Below are 12,977 nucleotides of genomic sequence, written 5' to 3'. Positions count from 1 at the left end.
TCGGCCAAAACATGAAAGCATATCTGCAGCGGATGCTCCGCTACGTAGCCTGGGCCGATCAACGCTCGCTGGCAGGTTTGCGCGCGACCGCCGAGCCCGCGCAGAACGAAGCGTTGCCCTTATTCGCACATGTGCTCGCGGCCGAACACGTTTGGCTCTCGCGCCTGCAGCAACGTGACCCGCGGCATGCCGTTTGGCCCACGCTGTCGCTCGCTGAGTGCGAGCAACTGGCTGCCGAAAACGAAGCTGGCTATCGCACGTTCCTTGATCAACTGAGCGACGAACAGTTGGCCGAAGTGAAGCACTATCGCAATGCAGCGGGGCAAGAGTTCTCGACTCCCGTGATCGAGATCCTGACGCAGGTCATCACCCACGGCCCTTATCATCGCGGCCAGATCGCCAAGCTCATCGGCCGCCACGGCGGTACGGTTCTCATGACGGATTTTATTATCTTCGCCCGCGAAGGTGGGTAACTCCATATGCCTAAACCTGCGAAAGTAGATCGGCGACTGCTCGGAACGTGGCGATCTGATCGTTTGCGGACCATGCGGCACTTTAAACCTAAGGCCAGCGCTTCGCCCAAGAGTATTCGCACCTTACGCTCGATCTTCGGCAAGCTGGTGATTCACTGGGGCCCGCGCACTTGCCGCTGGGAATACGACGGCGTCCGCAGGGTAACTCGCTACGAGGTGATTGCCAGTGATGCCGATAGCGTCGTCATCCGCTACTGGGATGACTTTTGCATGGCGGAAATTCTGCGCCATATCCATTTCGAAGGCGACTACTACTGGATGCCCCTGTCCGGATCCCTTACGGAACACTTTCGCCGGATCCAGCCGGCAGCCAAACGGTTGCGTCCAAAGAAATGAACGAATTATGGGCCGTGGATACACCGAATATGCTTTTCCCGATTCTGGTTCAGATAACGTTTTCAGTCTTTACTCTGCCTTTCTCAACTATCGCCTTGATGACAATTTACTGCTGCCTGTTCGACAAGCGGACTGCTGGTGTTACACCTGCCAGCAAATCACCATCGCCGAGCAGATTGAGTCGATCGACGAAATGCAAGCAGAGCTTCGGACACTGCTAGATCCCAATGAAGAAGAGAAGCTGATGATTGCGTTCATCGTTACGCCTATCGAACAACGAATTGCTGAGTTGCATACTCGCATCCAATGGCGTCAACGACGTACCGCTCCCGCGAAATGCTTGCACTGCGGCCAAGCAGAAATCGAACTATTGCCCTGCAAGGACGAGTTCCCGCATCCTGTCACTGGCGAACGGGTTCGCGTCGTCAGTCGAGGCTGGGCCGAAGCAGGGCCCTGGGAGGCAGAGTTTTCACCAGACGGAGTTCGTCTCGGCACGGGTTAGGCTTAATCCTTCAACTGCTTATCGAGGAACGCGCCAAATCGGGCGTAGTAGGCTTTATGGTCGCCGCCGTGGTCGGCGAGCGGCATGATGATGACCTCTTTGGGGCCTTGCAGTTGGTTGCAAGTGGCGAGCACACCTTCGGCCGGGCAAACCGGATCGACAAGACCCAGCCCGATCAGGCCGGGGGCTTTGGTGCGGGTCGCAAAGTTCATGGCATCGAAGTAGCGCGAGGCCTCAAGCATCTTTTGCTCGTCCTTTTTTTGCCACACGCGGCTGGCCCAGTTCGGCCAGCCTGGTGAGCGGCCCGCTTGCTTGCCGGTGTGATCGCAGCCCGCTGGCACGTTGGCGGCAAAGGCCGTGACGGCCGGATGAATGCCCGCGGTGACGATGGCCTGATAGCCACCTTGGCTGCCTCCCTGCACGACCAGATGCTTGTGGTCCCAATCGGGTCGCTGGGTGAGGTAGTCGACCGCGCGACGACAGGACAGGAACATCGGCAGGAAGTAGCTGGTCTCGCGATCGTCGTTTCCTTGGCCTGGATAGTCGTTCAGTTCCTTCGCTGCCTTGTCTTGATAGAACTTGGCGTCCTGATCAATGGGCAGATCGTGGGCGATGATGTTGAAGGCCAATCGACCCTGCTTCGCGGGTCCCACGACCCAATCGCGGTTCAGCGGATAGACGCCAGCCCATTGCACCTGCAGCAGCGCCGGCAGCTTTTCGCCGCCGACAGGCTTGGCCAATTGGCCATAGATCTTGCGGCCGCGAATGTTGTCCATCGTCACCTTGTAGTACTCGATCTTTGGATCGCCGATGTCCACCTTCTCAACCTGCACGTTCATCGGCACGGCATCGAGTTCCGCGATCTTCGCTTTCCAGAAATCGTCGAAGTCAGCAGGGGGCGGTGACGAGGCCTTGATCTTGTCCGGAGCAAACACGGCTGCACCAAGACCCTTCAGTTCCTTCCCTTCACCCTCGGGCTTGAACTTCACTTCCAAGATCACCACGCCCGGTGCCTTTGTTGCGTCCCCTTTGTCTTGATGACGGACCGTATTGTCCATGCCACTGAATTCGCCCGAAGCAATCTCCTTCAAGCCGCCACGCTTAACGATGTACGAGAACTTACCGGGAACGATCGCGTCACCATCTTTCGCGGCAACCTTCCACACCACTTCTTCGCCCGCTTCATAGACTGCGGCGGGCTTGTCGGTGGTGATGTGTAACTTGGTCTCGGCCATGGCGGCGAGCGGGAGAGAGATCGCACAGAGCGCGACGACGGCACGTAGGAACATGAGCAAAGCTCCGGAGGCGGGGCAGAGAGTGGGCGAGTAAGCTGAAGGGGGCTATTATAGCCACGCCGAAAGGTCGCTCGCTGCTTGGGAAGAAAGCCACTCGTCATGAACCCGCTCGTGTATCACATCGCCAGCGGACAGTCGTTCTTCACGGGCATCGCCCTGATGTTGGCGGGGGCGATTCTGTCACAGTGGCCGCAGCGAACTTGCCACCGGATTGCCGTGTTGCTGATGATCGTGGCGGCCCTGGCCATCGTCCTATCTTCGACAGCCATCTCGTACTGGTTCTATGTGCTGGCGATTGCCGGTTCGCTACCGTGGGTGCTCTCCGGCTTTCGCCAAGATTGGCAACATTGGGCTCCGCACTGTTTGATGGCAGGCTGGTTGTTCGCCGCGGCTGCGGAAGTGCCGTATCACGCCCTGCCGACGTTGCGCCCCGTATCATCGCGCTCGGTAACCGTGCTGGGCGATTCGATGACCGCCGGTGTTGGAGGCAGCGATAAGGCGGAAACGTGGCCCAAACTTCTCGCTCGCGAACATCAACTGACGGTGCAGAATATTTCGCACGTCGGCGAGACCGCGGCGTCGGCACTCAAACGAGTGAAGCAACAAGGCGTGGATGCCGAACTGGTGCTGATCGAAATCGGCGGCAACGATCTGCTCGGCTCCACCACCGCTGCCGAGTTCGACCGTGACCTGCAGGCCTTGCTCGCGAACCTGGCCGCACCGAATCGCCAGTTGGTGATGTTCGAGTTGCCGCTCCCTCCCTTCTATCACGAGTATGGCCGTGTGCAGCGCGCTGCCGCTGCCAGGCACCAGGTTGCACTCGTCCCCAAGCGAGTTCTGCTTTCCATTCTCGCAGGCGGAGATTCCACGCTCGATACTATTCACCTCTCCCAGGCCGGGCATCAACGAATGGCAGATACCGCCTGGGGGCTTCTGCAACCGGCTTTTGCTTCCGAGTAATCCGCCGGGAGGAATTCTTCGCTGCTACGAATGCCCGCCTAGACGCGGACGAGAATGATGATAGTTTTGCTGGCATGAAATTCTCTGCAACAGGCAGCACCGATGTGGCTCTCGTCGGCCTCTTCTGGCCGGAGTCGCTCCCCGCTGATTTTGACGAGCGTATCGAGCACACCGAGTTGAAGTTGCTCTGTAACGAACTGCACGACCAGCAACAGATCGTCTCTTTCCCCTGCGAGGCCAACGGAAGTTATTCGCTGAACGTGTTTGTCGATGAAGAACTGCCGGCGGAGTTGCAGCCATATTGCGAAGAAGTACATTGGCTGCGGAAGTTGGAGATTGCCGGCACAGGCTGGTTCGGCGGGCTCGAGTATCTCTTTAAAACGGATCGCGCGGAACTCGATAGCCGCCCCGGCGGATGTTCACCGCTGGAGATTCCCGCCGGCGAGTACGAGGTAACTGCCTACGCGACCGAAGTGCCCGACGATGTGTACGAAACCTGGCTGCTCGAGAAAACAAGCCCGGCAGCACTGCGACTCTGGCACGTGCAAAGCTGGTTTGCCGCGACGGGCATCGTCGCCCTGATGTTCTTCGTCGGCTGCATGTTCCTGGGATCTCGCACCGCGATGCTCACCTCGGCAGCAATCTCCGCAGTCCTCTCGTCGATCGCGCTCGTCCTCTCACTCACGCCCGCCTATCGCCGCGTGCAAGCTGCGCGGCAAACCTACGACGCGATGTATTCAGACTACGTCGTTTGCATGGTGCGCAAGTGAACATCCTTGGCCTGAGCCGGAAGCGTTGATTTTTGGGTTAGCGCGTCTTCTTCTCGCTGCGGCCAGACCACCACGAGCGCATACGGTCCATCATGCCGGGCTTTTCTTCGGCTTCGCGTTCGGCGCGGGCGGTCTCACGATCTCGCTCGCCGCGTTCTCGTTCGGCCCGTTCGCGGTCCGGCGTGAGAGGAGGAATCGGAACCACCGGCGGTGTCACTTGCTTGACGACCGTGTTAATCGCATTCGACGCGGCAGCTGCACCGGGGATGGCCGGGATTTTGGAGCTGGCTTCGGCAGGGGGCGTGGGACGCAGGGTCGACTCGAGCGATTCCACGCGCACATGATGACGCAGGTACTGCGGCCAGTAACTGGCCAAGTATCGCTGGCACGCGACGAGTTGACCGGCCGTCAATTGAAAGTCAGCGGCTGCGATGCTCTTCAGCAGTTCGTCGCGCTCGTGATCGTCGAACCACAGATCGAAGACTTGGACCTCGTCGATCCAGACTTCTCCCTCATCCATCAAGTCGAAGCCGATCCGCAGGTCGGTCAAGCCACTCAAGGGCAAGTCGGTAAGCGGAAAGCGATACGAAGTCCACTCGTTTTGCAGTTGCACTTTCAGCGGCTTGCCATCTTCGCTCAAGCCGACGTTCGACCAGCGGTAATAAGGTTGGCCGTCAAGCTTCCCTTCGATGGCGAGTCGCAGGCGAGGCTGCCGCGCGGGATCAGCAACACGCAAGTGCGCGACAACCGAGATGCGGCCGGTCGCGGGAACCGAGATAGGATCGCTGCGCACCCAGACCGGTGCCGCGCGGCCGGTGACCGGGTCGCGCGTTGCCTGCAGATGGAGCGACTGTCGGCTTTGCAGCGCTTCTTCGATATCGATGCCAACTTTTGCGTGAGCGCCCTGCGCGTGGACCCAGCCCACGGGCTCGCCCTTGTCGTCGACGCGTTCGAACGAGGGATTGGCCAGCACGTCGCGCGGTTGCGGCGAACGAAGCGCGTTAGCTCGATAGCGCAGCTGGCGAACCTGCTCGCGCAGATTCTCGGCGACATCGTCGGGCAAGGTCGTTCGCCAACTGTCGACCACCACCTGCGGATTGTTCACTTCGCCACCGACCAGATCGTAAGGCTCCATGCGAATCGTCCACGTAGTGCGTGTCCCCTGCGTGGTGGAACTCGCCTCTCGCTGCGATGTGTAGGGTTCGATGGTGAGCTTGGTCGCGGCGTGCCAATCGATCTCGACCGTGATGGGCCAGGGAGAATCGTTGGTCACATAGAAATAGGTCTTGCCGCGGCGCGACAAGGTGCGAACCACGGCGGGCTGCATGTTCGCGCCGGTCGAGCGAGGCTGAGCCGTTTGAAAGGGCTCGTCGGGCAAGCGACGAAAGACCTTTAGCAGCGAGTTGAGCGAGTTCTCTTGTCCCAGGGGAAGCAGCCAACCGCCGTCAATGAGCATGCGAGTATCGGTCTGGGCAATCGCATGCACGAAGCGTTCGCGATTGAAGCCTTCCGAAGGAACGAGCTGCGGCACGAGCCAGAGGCGGGTTTGTTCGGCACCAAAGGGGCTGACGCGATCGAACGAAGGAAGTGCCAGCGGCGAAGGTTCGAGGGTGAGTTGGGTCGCGGCAGCCGAGCCGGTGAAGAGGCTTGTCTGATCGGCACTTTGTCCCCAGGCATGGTAGGCGGTCGAGAGGCCGAGAAACTCGGGAGCCACTCGTTGAGGACGAGGCACGACAATCAGCTTGTCGGCAGCGAACTGCTTGGGATCGAAGGCGAGTGCGGCGAAGGCGGCAGCCGCTTGATCTTGCGCGGGCAAGACCGGTCGCAGGGCAAATTGCACAGGACGCGAGGTGAGAAGTTCGCTGGAGAGAACAAACAACTTGCCACCGGGATGATGTTCTTCGACGGCTCCTTGCAGCTCGCGATAGAAGGCCGCGATCCGCTGGCTGCGCCATTGCACCCAGGCCGAATGCGCGGTGGTGCGCAGGGTGTTGGTAGCTTCGGTGCGCCACTGGGGTTGCTGCGGATCGAGCGCAGAGAGCGTCACGCCCGCCTGCTGCTGAAACAGGAGCAACGTGCGATCGTCACAGCTACTGAGATCTTCCGGCAGCAACGCGAACGATTCGGGGCCAAGTTGCAAGCCGATGCCCGTGAGCGAAGGATGTTCGCCGTAGCGCGCGGCCAGTTCAGCAACCACGTTCCGCATTGCCTGCTGCACACGTTCGTCGAGCGGGTTGTAATACGGAGCGAGGCCACGCCGCGGCGAGCGTCGCGCAAGGATTGGTCGGCCATCGACACCCAGAGGTTCGATGCCCACAGCTGTCGCGGGATCGAGCAGGCGTTGCCGTTCGAGCTCTGGCAGCGGGGTATTGAACTGCAGCGAGGGGACGCATTGCACTCCCGAGCGATCGCACAGCCGCAACAGCAGTTCGAGCACATCCTTGCGCAGCGGATCTTGTCCGCTCTCGAAGAACAGGCCCGTATCGTAGCGCGGCGTCGGTTCGAGCAGCTTGCTCGGATAGAGCGTGCTCCCTTCGCACAGCACTGGCAACATGATGCTACCGCTGCCGGAGTGTTGCAGGTATTCGATCAGCCGGGTCGTAGCCAGGTAAAAGGTGACCCAGTCATCGAGGGTGCGGCCGGTCGTAGGATCGAGCGCTTCGCCGGCCGAGAAGTTTTCGGGAAGCAACGGGCGCTCCAGACACGAAGCGAACATTCGCTGCGCGAAGTTTGTCGGCGGCAATCGCACGGGTGGCAATGTCATGGGCCCCGCTTGCAGGCTGATCTTGCCGAACCAAGCCCCTTGCCCAGCGCGACGATTTGTCAGCAGCACAACCGGCGCTTTCGTTTGCGGCCAGAAGATCAAACGATGGCGCATGACCTTGGCCGCGACACCAGCGCCCGGGGCCGTCACTTCGACGCCGCTATCGAGACCAATGGGCATCACCTGGCCTGCGGCGTTGGGTTCGACAATGCTGATGCCGAGACTCTGCGGCAGGTCGTTGGGATACTCGATCTGCAGCACGTGCGGCCGGCCGATCTCTTCGACCGACAAGGGATAGGCTTGCCAGGTATCGGGCGGCAGTTCGATCCAGGTGCGGCCGAGGTGTTCTTTCAGCGTTGTAGCGCCGTTGGTCAAAGGCTGTGTCGTCAGGCCGGGAAGTTTCGGCAGCGTGGGAATGCGGGCCATCCGTTCCCACCACTTGGGATTCGCCGGATCGATCTCCCAGGTGGTCTTCCACTCCGCTGGCGTGGCAGTGGTTCGCTGGACGGGATCGACGACGACGAGTTGCACGCGGCGCTCGGCGATGGGCTTGCCGCGCAAGAGCGGCGAAGTGAGTCGTTTGAGATAGAGCGACAAGACGACGTCGTACACGCCTTCTTCGGCGGGCAGCGGCATATCGATGACACTGGCTGCCAAGGACGAACCGGTCTCATCGGTTTTGATTTCCAGGTCGAGACGATTTCGTTCGGCTCCGCCCCGAGCGTCGTAGAGCGTGGCGGTCATCTGATAGGCCGTGCTGGGCGTCAATGGCAAGGCATTGGGAATGACTTCGCAGCTGAACTTTTCGCTGGGAGCAAACACCAGGTGATCGCGGGTGAAGTTGACGCGCAGTACATCGCCGGGCGAGCGTTGCACCAACAGGCGATTCCGCTGCTGATCGAGATTCAAGCTATGAAAACCCTGCTTCAGCTTTTCGAGCGGCAATTCGATTGCTTCGCCACTCGCACTGCCGGCGGGAAAGAGCTTGACGCGCAGGATGGCATCGGCGGGCGCTTTCACATGCAGGTCGCAGCCATCGTAGGTACGCGGCGAGCGCGGGAAGACGCGCAGCAGTTGATCGTTAACGATCTGCATCGCGCCGGGCGAGTCGGCCTCGAGACCAAGCGGTTGAGCGGAGACCAATTGACCTGCGGTGAGTTCGATCACACCTTGCCAGGCACAGGCCTCACCACCACCCCAGGCCAAGCGCAGGCGGAGATCGACTTCAGCGGCAGACAGCTTCTGAGCAAACAGAGGCGCGCAGAACAGCAGCGCTGCCAATGCCCAGAGCATTGGTCGCAGCCATCGCCGACTCGCCGCACGAGTGCGATGCAGTTCGAATTGCGGACCTCCTTGTCCGGTCATCGTCGTTCCACGCGGCAAATGCCGCCGCGTGTGGTGCTCCCTGTAAATGATTGGGTACGATCGCGCTTCGTGCGCGCAGGCACTACCCCGGGCCGATTGTATCGCGCAGGGTGCGAAGTGACCTACAGAAGAAAATGCGAGCTAGCGGTGCTGGCTAGCGGCCGCTATTGGCATCCGTCCGTCACCGTCGCCATCTTGCTCCGCAAGATGCTTGCTTCTCGCTTGCTTAGCACAATTATCGTTGCTTTCATCTCGACTGAGCGAGATGAGTACCGACGGTTGCAAATGAATGCGGCGGTTATGTTGGCTTTAGCCCTTTGGTAGCAATCGTGGTTGAAGCTGGTTCGGTTCGCTCGCGTACGACCCAGAACGAGACTTGCCGTAGCATCCAGCCCATGACGGGCAGCGTCGGTGTGACGACCCACAGCAGGGGCTTCGACCGACTGTACTCGCGCAGCGGAATCGCCAAATCGCCCCACTGCGTAAAATCGGATTCGAGAACCACGAGCATCACCAGCAGGGCCGGCAGCGCCATCATCACGCCGAGTGTCGCCGGCAGTAGCACCGTGGTGAAGATCGCCCGCCGCAAAGGCTGAGTCACGCCTGCCCGCGAAAGAAAACCGACGCCGAACAGCCAGAGCACAAAGACGGCGAACATCAGAAAGGCGAGGATCGGCGCAAACGTGCGCTGCTCGACTCCGATCCACGACACGCTAAAACCCAGTGCCAGCTGCAGCTGCAATACCAGCCAGGCAAAGTCGGTGAGCAGGAACTTGCGTGGCGCTTGCACGCGCCCACCTGCTTCGTTGATCGGTTGCAGCATCCACCGCCCCAACAGCGACGAGGCGAGAATAAAGTACACGCCCACCAGCGGGAGCGGCCAATACGCTTGAAGAGCTTGAAAAGTCACAGACCGGCTCACGGGAGCGAGGGAGCAGGACAGAGAGGAGTACCTCTATTCCTACCACAGCGTATAGCCGCCGTCGATGACAAGCCCCGCCCCGGTCATGTACCGCGAAGCTTCGCTGGCCAGATACACGGCCAGCGGACCCAAATCTTCCGGCTCGCCGTACTTGCCCATCGGGATCTGCTGCACGAAGGTCTCGACGACTTCCGGATGCAGCTTTTTCCACCGCTGATTCGGCTCGGTCATAAAGCCGCCGGGCAAAATCGCATTCACGGTAATGCCATGCGGAGCCCAATCGGCGGCGACGGCTCGGGTGAACTGCAGCACTGCCGCCTTGGCCGTTTCGTAGTGTCGCCCTTCGATCTTTCGCCCGGCAACCAGCGAATTGATCGAGGCAATGTTGATGATCCGGCCCCCTTCGCCGCGGGCGATCATCGCCCCGCCAATCAGCTTGGTGCACAGAAAGGTGCTGGTGAGATTCAGGTCCATCAGCTGCCGCCAGGTCTCCAGCGGCATCTCGTGCGTGGGAATGTTCTGGCGCCGGCCACCCACATTGTTGATGAGAATGTGAATCGGCCCGAACTCGGCCAGTGCTCGCTGGCAAGCCACTTCGCACTTGGTCATGTCGCCGACATCGGTCTCAAGCGTGAAGGCTTGCCGGCCGAACGCCCGAATGTCATTGGCCGTCTTGTTCAAGCTCTCGACATCACGCCCGAGCAGAATGACGTCCGCGCCTGCATCGGCACAGGCCAGCGCCATCTCGCGCCCCAGCCCACGGCTGCCGCCGGTAATCAGCAGCCGCTTGCCATCCAAACGAAACCGATCGAGTATCGACATGACGAAACTCTAACCTGAAACCTTGACCTGCGCCTACGCTCTGCTGCGGGCGCCTTGGCGGGCGAAGTGCGGGGCGCGAAGCTGGCCCTGTGAGCTGAAGTTGGTTTCGGGGTGCACGGTGGGAGGTGCGCTGACGTAGGCGCTCTTCGGTGCCAGCGTGCCGCTGTAGGTTTCGTAGCTGCGGCCGTTCCGCTCGTCGGCCTGATAGAAGGCGAGGAGCGAGAAGCTTTCACTGGCACAGAACTCCTGCGTGGCAGCAGCGACTTGCGTAGCGCTGTAGGTGCGACGCCAGGTACCGGCATTCACATAAGTTTGATTCAGCACGTAACCATCAGCATGGCTGGCATCGAGCGGAATCGCTTCGTGATGGTGCGTGTGGCCATAGACGATATGGCGAGCGCGACGATTGCGCAGGTCAGCTTCGGCCAAGGCATGCGCGACGTACGACTGGCTGGCGGCACCACGCAGGCTTTCCTGCCAACGCAGCGTCCGCTGCATCCATTGCGACGAGTCACGCTTGCTGAACATCAGCGCGCCAGCCAGGCCATCGATGACGTCGGCTGGTGTCCAACGGCTCCGTTGACGAATGATTTCGAGTTCGAGCAAGTCGTCGACCAAGTTATCCCAGAGTCGTTTAATGACGTTGCGAATCGCCAGTTGAGGTACGTGGCGTTCGAGGGTGCATTCGATCCACGGAGCAGCCAGCAATGTGGGGCGAATCTGGTCGATCTCGCGAATCGCAGCCATGGCAGCGGGGGTGAGATCGCCGCTGAGTTCGCTTTCGATGCGTTGCAGGAAGCGGGCGAGCAGTTCAACCGCCAAGGCATCGCCAATGCTGCTGGCATCGCGGTCGTCAGCAAAGCTGAGTGGATCGAAGATGTCGCCGTGACGAGCCAGCACGCGGTGACGACGCAGAGCGTCGGCCAGTTCTTCGCTTTCGGCCGCTTCGTGAGGAAATGGCTTATTGTGAGGACTAGCCAGACCCAGGTGATGAGCAACCTTGTGCCGGAGCAGATCGTAGCTGGCACCTGGCAAGTGCAGCGGCCAATCGTGGTTGCCCACCATATAATGCGTGCGAACCGCCACGGGCATTTCGTCGTGGTGGGTCAGGGGCTTGCCATCGCTGCCGGCAAGTGGAACGGTCACCAGGCCTTCGGTCGCGAGAGCCCGCAACTGACGGACGATTTCGACGTTCTTGCGCAGGATTTCGTTCGTGATGCCGCTGACCATTTCGACACCAGCGGGCGAATGAAGATCGCTCCACGGGCGGACATCGCTCGTCAGCCAGCGCTGCGAGCGGATGATGTCGAGGACATCGCCAAGCAGGACCAGGTCGAGGCGTTGAATGGGTTGGTAGCTGCCGTCGGCTCGCCAGCAAGCGCGATAGGCAAGCTCGCAAACACGGTCGGTGAAGAGCTCTGCAGCACCCGCGTCTAGCAAGGCACCGGCAGTTCCGTCGTTCAAGTGCAGGTCGCTTACGATGACGAGCATGGCAAATCCCTCTAACAACCGACCGGGGGTAATCGACAATCCAGCTTGCGAAACCTATCGGCAACCGACCTTGCCGGACGTGAGGAATGTTCTGAAAAAGCAGACCTTGCCGGCTGGGCTGCGGTAACAAGGTGAGGGGAGTGAGGGGGAAGATGTCACAGTCAACCAGCCAAGAACCATGCTCAGCAATGGTCTAGAAGGTCGTTTTCGCGACCGAGAGTCCAGCGAGAACATCGCAAGATGGGTAATTCGGCTCCCTTAGAAAATTTGAGGGGCAATCGAAAGTTGCAACGTAAGCATTTGTTCTGATTGACTTTGTGTCAAATGAATCAATCTTGACTGGTTGGGGCACCCCGCTATAATGCCCACGTCAGGAAAGTTTGGTAAGCCTGGAAAGGTTCGCCGTTCCTGGGCTTTACAGCAAGCAAGTTAACTGTGTCAGCTACGCTTTGGGCGTAGTCTGTGAAAGACGGAGTTTAGGGTCGGCGAGCGGCGTGGGTAGTCCTTTCAGGGCTGTTCACGGCGGGTTGAAGCACGGAGGTTGCTTGCTTCAGCGGCCGGTCTAACCATCGTAAGGGAAGGATGGTTCGCAGCCATGTCATTGAAGACGGTTTTTACCACGGGCGAGGCCGCCAAGATCTGTAAGGTGAGCCAGCAAACGATTATCCGCTGCTTCGACAACGGAGCCCTCAAGGGCTTTCGCGTCCCTGGCAGCCGGTTTCGCCGCATCCCGCGCAATGAGTTGTATAACTTTATGCGGGACAACGGCATTCCGACCGACGCCTTAGAAAGCGGCAAGCGCAAACTTCTGGTCGTCGACGACGACATGGAACTGAGCGAACTCTTGCGCGACTCTTTCGTCCGCGACGGCCGATTTGAGGTTAAGGTCGCCAACAACGGCTTCGATGCCGGCATGATGGTCAAGGAATTTCTGCCGGATGTTGTCGTCCTCGACATCATGCTGCCGGATATCAACGGCAAAGAAGTTTGCCAGCGAATTCGCAGCGACAATACGCTGGAGTCGGTGAAGGTCATCTGCATCTCGGGCATGATCGAGCAGGACAAAGTGTCCGACTTGCGTGCTGCCGGTGCCGACGACTTCATGCAGAAGCCGTTCACTGTTGAGAAGCTGCTCGACCGTGTCTGCGACATGCTCGAAATGGAACGTGCCGCCAACGCTTAGTGGCCGTGGACGAAGTTTCTTCCGCCCTCCACCC

At 60.0% G+C, this 12,977-nt stretch carries 11 protein-coding genes; 6 read left to right on the top strand and 5 right to left on the bottom strand.

Annotated features, from left to right (window positions below):
- Positions 1–11: 11 nt before the first annotated feature.
- The 3 genes from NA78x_RS01575 to NA78x_RS01565 all read left to right on the top strand — a co-directional run bounded on the left by NA78x_RS01575 (position 12) and on the right by NA78x_RS01565 (position 1,371).
- Positions 12–473, top strand: a complete 462-nt coding sequence (locus tag NA78x_RS01575) for a DinB family protein (RefSeq protein WP_425616663.1) — start codon at positions 12–14, stop codon at positions 471–473.
- 72 nt (positions 474–545) lie between these two features.
- A complete protein-coding gene (locus tag NA78x_RS01570) occupies positions 546–869 on the top strand; it encodes a hypothetical protein (RefSeq protein ID WP_425616662.1) in 324 nt (107 codons plus the stop codon).
- A 7-nt stretch (positions 870–876) separates the two neighbouring features.
- Positions 877–1,371 (top strand): hypothetical protein, encoded by a 495-nt coding sequence (locus tag NA78x_RS01565; RefSeq protein ID WP_425616661.1) that lies wholly within the window; start codon positions 877–879, stop codon positions 1,369–1,371.
- A gap of 2 nt (positions 1,372–1,373) precedes the next feature.
- Here NA78x_RS01565 and NA78x_RS01560 read toward each other — a convergent pair whose 3' ends face one another.
- Positions 1,374–2,660: an acetylxylan esterase gene (locus NA78x_RS01560; RefSeq protein WP_425616660.1), complete on the bottom strand. Its 1,287-nt coding sequence runs from the start codon at positions 2,658–2,660 to the stop codon at positions 1,374–1,376.
- Between the two features lie 105 nt (positions 2,661–2,765).
- Here NA78x_RS01560 and NA78x_RS01555 point away from each other — a divergent pair, with 105 nt between their 5' ends.
- A complete protein-coding gene (locus NA78x_RS01555; RefSeq protein ID WP_425616659.1) occupies positions 2,766–3,626 on the top strand; it encodes an SGNH/GDSL hydrolase family protein in 861 nt (286 codons plus the stop codon).
- A 74-nt stretch (positions 3,627–3,700) separates the two neighbouring features.
- On the top strand, positions 3,701–4,396 hold the full coding sequence (locus NA78x_RS01550) for a hypothetical protein (RefSeq protein ID WP_425616658.1): 696 nt from the start codon (positions 3,701–3,703) through the stop codon (positions 4,394–4,396).
- Positions 4,397–4,433: 37 nt separating this feature from the next.
- Here the strand turns inward: NA78x_RS01550 and NA78x_RS01545 are convergent, their stop codons facing one another.
- From NA78x_RS01545 to NA78x_RS01530, 4 genes are all read right to left on the bottom strand, one after another.
- Positions 4,434–8,525 carry a hypothetical protein gene (locus tag NA78x_RS01545; protein ID WP_425616657.1) on the bottom strand — a complete coding sequence of 1,364 codons (4,092 nt, stop codon included), beginning with the start codon at positions 8,523–8,525 and terminating at the stop codon, positions 4,434–4,436.
- A 298-nt stretch (positions 8,526–8,823) separates the two neighbouring features.
- Positions 8,824–9,435 (bottom strand): hypothetical protein, encoded by a 612-nt coding sequence (locus NA78x_RS01540; RefSeq protein ID WP_425616656.1) that lies wholly within the window; start codon positions 9,433–9,435, stop codon positions 8,824–8,826.
- Between the two features lie 51 nt (positions 9,436–9,486).
- Positions 9,487–10,269: an SDR family NAD(P)-dependent oxidoreductase gene (locus NA78x_RS01535; RefSeq protein WP_425616655.1), complete on the bottom strand. Its 783-nt coding sequence runs from the start codon at positions 10,267–10,269 to the stop codon at positions 9,487–9,489.
- Positions 10,270–10,302: 33 nt separating this feature from the next.
- Positions 10,303–11,760, bottom strand: a complete 1,458-nt coding sequence (locus NA78x_RS01530; protein ID WP_425616654.1) for a hypothetical protein — start codon at positions 11,758–11,760, stop codon at positions 10,303–10,305.
- 595 nt (positions 11,761–12,355) lie between these two features.
- Between NA78x_RS01530 and NA78x_RS01525 the strand changes: the two genes are divergently transcribed.
- Positions 12,356–12,943: a response regulator gene (locus tag NA78x_RS01525; protein WP_425616653.1), complete on the top strand. Its 588-nt coding sequence runs from the start codon at positions 12,356–12,358 to the stop codon at positions 12,941–12,943.
- Positions 12,944–12,977 lie beyond the last annotated feature (34 nt).

Source organism: Anatilimnocola aquadivae, from assembly GCF_049819085.1.
GTDB lineage: Bacteria > Planctomycetota > Planctomycetia > Pirellulales > Pirellulaceae > Anatilimnocola.
The sequence above is the reverse complement of the archived record's forward strand: the minus strand, read 5'-3'. Positions and strand labels throughout refer to the sequence as shown.